This window comes from Amycolatopsis dongchuanensis (assembly GCF_039542405.1).
Classification (GTDB): domain Bacteria; phylum Actinomycetota; class Actinomycetes; order Mycobacteriales; family Pseudonocardiaceae; genus Amycolatopsis_E; species Amycolatopsis_E sacchari.
Genome location: NZ_BAABIB010000122.1, coordinates 1 through 4,662, shown reverse-complemented (window position 1 = coordinate 4,662; position 4,662 = coordinate 1). Strand labels below are relative to the sequence as shown.

The 4,662-nt window shown below is 70.7% G+C and carries 8 protein-coding genes and 1 pseudogene; all 9 read left to right on the top strand.

Annotation, left to right across the window (positions count from 1 at the left end):
* Positions 1-622: pseudogene (locus tag ABFX51_RS31230) on the top strand (hypothetical protein); the annotation flags it as partial.
* Positions 623-847: 225 nt separating this feature from the next.
* A complete protein-coding gene (locus ABFX51_RS31225) occupies positions 848-1,090 on the top strand; it encodes a hypothetical protein (protein WP_346055839.1) in 243 nt (80 codons plus the stop codon).
* 189 nt (positions 1,091-1,279) lie between these two features.
* On the top strand, positions 1,280-1,615 hold the full coding sequence (locus ABFX51_RS31220; protein ID WP_346055837.1) for a hypothetical protein: 336 nt from the start codon (positions 1,280-1,282) through the stop codon (positions 1,613-1,615).
* A complete protein-coding gene (locus ABFX51_RS31215) occupies positions 1,593-2,045 on the top strand; it encodes an RRQRL motif-containing zinc-binding protein (RefSeq protein ID WP_346055836.1) in 453 nt (150 codons plus the stop codon). Before ABFX51_RS31220 ends, ABFX51_RS31215 begins: the two co-directional genes overlap by 23 nt.
* Positions 2,046-2,077: 32 nt before the next feature.
* Positions 2,078-2,326, top strand: coding sequence for a hypothetical protein (locus ABFX51_RS31210; protein WP_346055835.1), 249 nt, complete (start codon positions 2,078-2,080; stop codon positions 2,324-2,326).
* A 31-nt stretch (positions 2,327-2,357) separates the two neighbouring features.
* The gene (locus ABFX51_RS31205) at positions 2,358-2,966 is read left to right on the top strand and encodes a hypothetical protein (protein ID WP_346055834.1); all 609 of its coding nucleotides are present in this window, start codon (positions 2,358-2,360) and stop codon (positions 2,964-2,966) included.
* On the top strand, positions 2,875-3,501 hold the full coding sequence (locus ABFX51_RS31200; protein ID WP_346055840.1) for an HNH endonuclease family protein: 627 nt from the start codon (positions 2,875-2,877) through the stop codon (positions 3,499-3,501). Before ABFX51_RS31205 ends, ABFX51_RS31200 begins: the two co-directional genes overlap by 92 nt.
* On the top strand, positions 3,498-3,929 hold the full coding sequence (locus tag ABFX51_RS31195) for a hypothetical protein (RefSeq protein ID WP_346055833.1): 432 nt from the start codon (positions 3,498-3,500) through the stop codon (positions 3,927-3,929). Before ABFX51_RS31200 ends, ABFX51_RS31195 begins: the two co-directional genes overlap by 4 nt.
* Before the next feature lie 97 nt (positions 3,930-4,026).
* Positions 4,027-4,464: a hypothetical protein gene (locus ABFX51_RS31190; protein WP_346055832.1), complete on the top strand. Its 438-nt coding sequence runs from the start codon at positions 4,027-4,029 to the stop codon at positions 4,462-4,464.
* Positions 4,465-4,662: the final 198 nt, after the last annotated feature.

Sequence of the window (4,662 nt, the reverse complement as noted above, 5' to 3'; positions counted from 1 at the left end):
ATCCGCTGCTCAGAACGCAAGTGGAAACGCCATCGGCAAGGCCAGCGGACACGCCAGCGAACTTGAGAACGGAAAGGAAAGCCTTCTCGGCAGCGTTTCCGCAAGCGGAAACGCTGCCGAGAAGGTTGGCGACGGAGCAGTCGGGAAAGGTGGCGAATTCGCTGGTAGCGGTGCAGCCGACAATGAAATCGGGAACGCTGGCGCGTCGGCTGGCGTGGTAGCTGACCAAAAGGTCGGCGTTCCTGCGGGCGATAGCGATGGCGGAGACGCAAGCGCCAACGCTGGCTCGTCAGCCAGCGAATCCGCTGCTCAGAACGCAAGTGGAAACGCCATCGGCAAGGCCAGCGGACACGCCAGCCGCGGGGCTGGCGGAGTTGTCGGCGCCCCTGCTGCTCGAAAAGCCCGCAAGAAGGTCGCGGGCAAGAAGCCGGGGCGGCGGATCGGGCGCCCCGCCGGCCCGGACAGGACACCGCTCACGGTTCGGATCCTGACCGAGATAGACGAAGCTCTGACCGAGGCTGTCGACGCGACGGGCATGTCCCCGCAGTACATCGCTGACGACGCACTCCGCGCTTGGCTGATTCAGCACGGCTACATGGGGCGGTCGACGCAAGCGCCCTGAGTTCCCAGTCCTTGACATAACGCCAGCTTTTTCGCCTGCGAAAAAGCTGGCGTTTTTGCTTGCCACTGCTCCGGATGGGCGACTTGCTGGACGATCCGCAGCCAACCTCTTGCGATACGCGCATCGCGCTTCTACGCTCGTATCACGTCGTATCATCCCTGCTCGCGGCGGCAACCGTGAGTGCGGAGTTGGGAATGTGATCCACAGCGAGCTAGGAGGTAGTTCATGTCCGAGCGGTCTTGGGAGCCGGCTGAGCGGTTGGTGCCGGAGTTGCTGCATGAGCTGATGCACATGGGCACGGTCGAGTACGGCGGCCAGGTGATCCAGCAGTACAAGCACGTCGACACCCGGCGGTACATCAATCTCGACGGGACGGGGCAGGCGTGGGAGGTTGCCGTCGCGGGGCCGGGGGAGGTCGGTGCGCGGCGCATCGGTCTGGACGTGGCGAAAGCGCGAGTTCTGAGCTGATCGGCCCGTGGGGAAACGGAAGTTTCCCCGGTCTTTCACTGACGCTTTCCGAGCCTGCTCGCGATGATCGAAGAGTCCGCTGAGCAGCGTGAATAGCTCCAGGCGGGGCGTGGACGACGCCCTGAGAAAGCAATCCTGCGCCCCGCCTGGTCTCCAACCCAACCCAACCCAACTCGGGAAGGACCTCCAGTGTCTCATTTGCTCGCGCTTTCTGACGAGCAGCATGCGCACCTGCAGATCGCCGAAGCGGACACGGCTCGGCTGAACCAGCTGTTGCGGGAGGACCGCAAGGCCGGGCTATCCGGACACCAGTGGCAGATCGCGGCCTGTCTGGCCTCGGCCGCGGCTGACCAGGTTCAGCGAGTCGCCGAGCTGTCCGGGGTCAGCGTCGGCCGCACGTGGGCGACCATGGCGCGGCTGCTGCGCGAGTCCGCCGCGCGCTTTGAGCTGGCTTCCGCCCTGGCCGATGTTGCGGTCGACCTGGTCGTCGGGGTGAGCGGCGATGTCGCGCACGACGCTGCATGACGTCCAGCTGTGGGACGGCACCTGGACCTGGTGCTACGGCTTCCGCGACGGGCTGCCGGTGTGGAAGTGGGGGACCGCTCCCGCGGGGCTGGTGACCAAGTCGCAGCTGTGGGAACAGCGGCTGCGCCGCCGGCGCGGCCAGGACCCGTTCGGGCTGCTGGTGTTCCGCAAACGCGGCTGCGGCGAGCAGGTCGGCGAGCTGTTCCGCATCGACCTGGCGCTGCCGAGCCGGCGCATGTCCGCGCGCTGGCGGGCCTCGATCGAAGCGATGGGCCGCGCGCACCGCACCTGCCGTCGCTGCGGCAGCGAGTTCGAGAACTACGTGCCGACCAGCACCTGGAAGTGCTGGGAGTGCATGCAAACCACCGGCGATTTCGGCGCCCCGCCGGGCGTCGAGCTGGAGCCCACGGGCGCCCCGGTCGCCGCCTGAATCTTCACCCAACCCAGGAAGGAAGTACCGCAATGTCCCTGCTCACACAGCCTCCGGTGGTGCCGCTGGCGACGACCACCTGCCGCACACACGAGCTCCGCATCGGCACCGAGATCGTCCAGCGCGACGGCACCACCACCTACGTCAGCGAGGTCGGTGCCGACGGGCCGCGCATCTTCGTGCAGCTGACCAACGGCCAGGCCGGCCCGTTCCGCCGCGGCCGCCGCTGGCGGGTGATCGCCCCGCCGGGCGAGGTGCTCGTGCCGTTCCTGTCCGCCTGAGCAGCACCAACACCTGCAGGAGGTCTCCACGATGAACACCGCCACCGTGTACCGGGCCGCCGTGTTGGGCCTGACGTGGCTGGCCGGCGCGGCCGGGCACGAGACCGGCGACTACCTGGTCCAGCTCGACTGCGACGCGCAGCGCAAGCAGCAGCGCACCCCGGCCGGACGGCGCGCCCTGGCCCGGCACGCGATCACCTACGGCCTGACCCAGGCCGCGACCAAGGCCGCCGCCTACCGGGCCGCGGGCTTGCGGGTGCCGGTGGCCGTGCAGGCCGCCGGCACCGCCGCCGAGATCGTGCTGCACGCCGTCATCGACGACGGCCGCCTGCTGCGCACGTTCGCCGAGATCACCGGCAAGCCCACCTTCCACGACCTGGCGGCCGCCGGCGTCAACGGCCGGGCGCTGATGGACCAGGCCGCGCACAAGGGCCTGCAGATCCCGCTCGGCGCCCTGATCACCGCGGCGCTGGCCGCCCGGCGGGGAGGGGCCGCTGATGTCGCGCACCACCTTCGCCAGGACCGCCGCGGCGCTCGCCGCGACCGCAGTGACCACAGTCGGCTGCCTCGCGCCCGCCGCGCCCGGCGCGAGCAGCGTGTTCCCGGCCGGGACGGCGTCGACGAGCCAGGCGGCCGGTGATGCCGCCCGGCAGCTTGCCGAGCTGCGGGTCGCCCCGCGGGGCACGATGAACGGCTACTTCGACGCGAAGTTCCCGCACTGGTCCAGCCAGGGCAACGGCTGCGACACCCGCGAGGCCGTGCTGCAGCGCGACGGGCGTGACGTGGTCACCGGCGCGAACTGCACGATCAAGTCCGGAACCTGGTACAGCCGCTACGACGGCGCGACCTGGACCAAATCGTCCGATGTGGACATCGACCACGTCGTGCCGCGGGCCAACGCCTGGGTCTCCGGAGCCTCGGCCTGGACGCAAGCCCAGCGGGAGGCTTTCGCTAACGACCTGACCCGGCCCGAGCTGCTCACGGTCACCGACAACGTCAACCAGGCCAAGGGCGACCGCGCCCCGGAGGCGTGGAAACCGCCGCTGAGCAGCGCCTGGTGCGGCTACGCCGCCGACTGGATCGCGGTCAAGCACCACTACCAGCTCACCGTCACCCGCGCCGAGCACGACGCCCTGGACACGATGCTCGCCACCTGCGATGAGGCGCAGCGGTGAGCGCGGCGGCCTACGGGTGGGTCGTGGACACCGAGGACGGCCCGGTCTACGGGCCGGACCCGCTCGACCCCGTGCTGCGCGAGCGCCTGGCCGGCGGTGAGGGCCAGGCCTTCCAGATGGGCGAAGGCCTCCCGGTCCGGGGCGGCGGCCGCCGGCAGCTGGTCTACGACACCGGCCGCTACCTCGGCCCCGCCCAGCACCGGTACGCGCCGCTGCTGCAGCACGGCTTCCCGTGGTCGGGCGCGACGTGGATCCGCTACGCCGACCAGGGCCGCTGGTCCCGCCGCGGCGGACCGTGGCTGCTACCGGCCGGGCGGTGCCTGCTGGCCCGCTACCGCACCTACCGCTCCGCCCACCTGGCCCCGGCAGCCGCGCTGGCGGCCAGGGGGAGTGGGGCGGCCGCGGCCGCCCGCGGCGAGCCCTCCTGACCCGGTCGACCTTCCAGCGCCCGGCCCGCCCGGTCCGGGCGCTGGGGGAGCCGACCGGCTCATCCCAACCCATCAACGCCCTGAGCAGGAGAAACACATGGACAACAGCCACACCGAGCAGCTCACCGCGCACGACCAGGCGATGTCGATCCGGCTGGAGGAGCCGGCCCGCCCGGAGCCGCCCGAGGTCGGGCGCCTCGACGGCCCCGAGGAGCTGCCGCGGCTGCACCGCCGGCTGATGGACCAGGCCACTGTCCTCGACGGCGAGGTCATGGAGGACTGGACCCGCGCCGCCAGCCAGGTGGGGACGTTGTGGCACGAGTGGAGCGGCCGGATGCACGCCGTCGCCGCGCACGAGGCGATGCGCGAGGCCGCCAACCACGTCGTGACCGCCCTGTGCGAGGCACTGCGGCACGCCGGCGACTGGCGTGAGACCAACCGCTGGTTCCGCCTGTCCAACGGCTGGATCAAGGACCTGACGATGCAGGCCGACCGCCAGTTCGGCCCGATCACCCGCGCCCAGCAGCAGCCGTAGCGGCCGCTGCGCCGCGCCGTGCTCGCCGGCCTTCTCGGCTGCTCTCGCTGACCCGCCGCCGTCCCGGCCGCCGCAGCGCGCGGAGCACCACGGCGGCTGGAAGCCAACTCCTCTGAGCAGGAAGGATGCTCGATGACCACTAACAGCTGGTTTCATAATGAAGTCGGCAGCTTGCGGTAGCAGACGAGGACGCAGGCC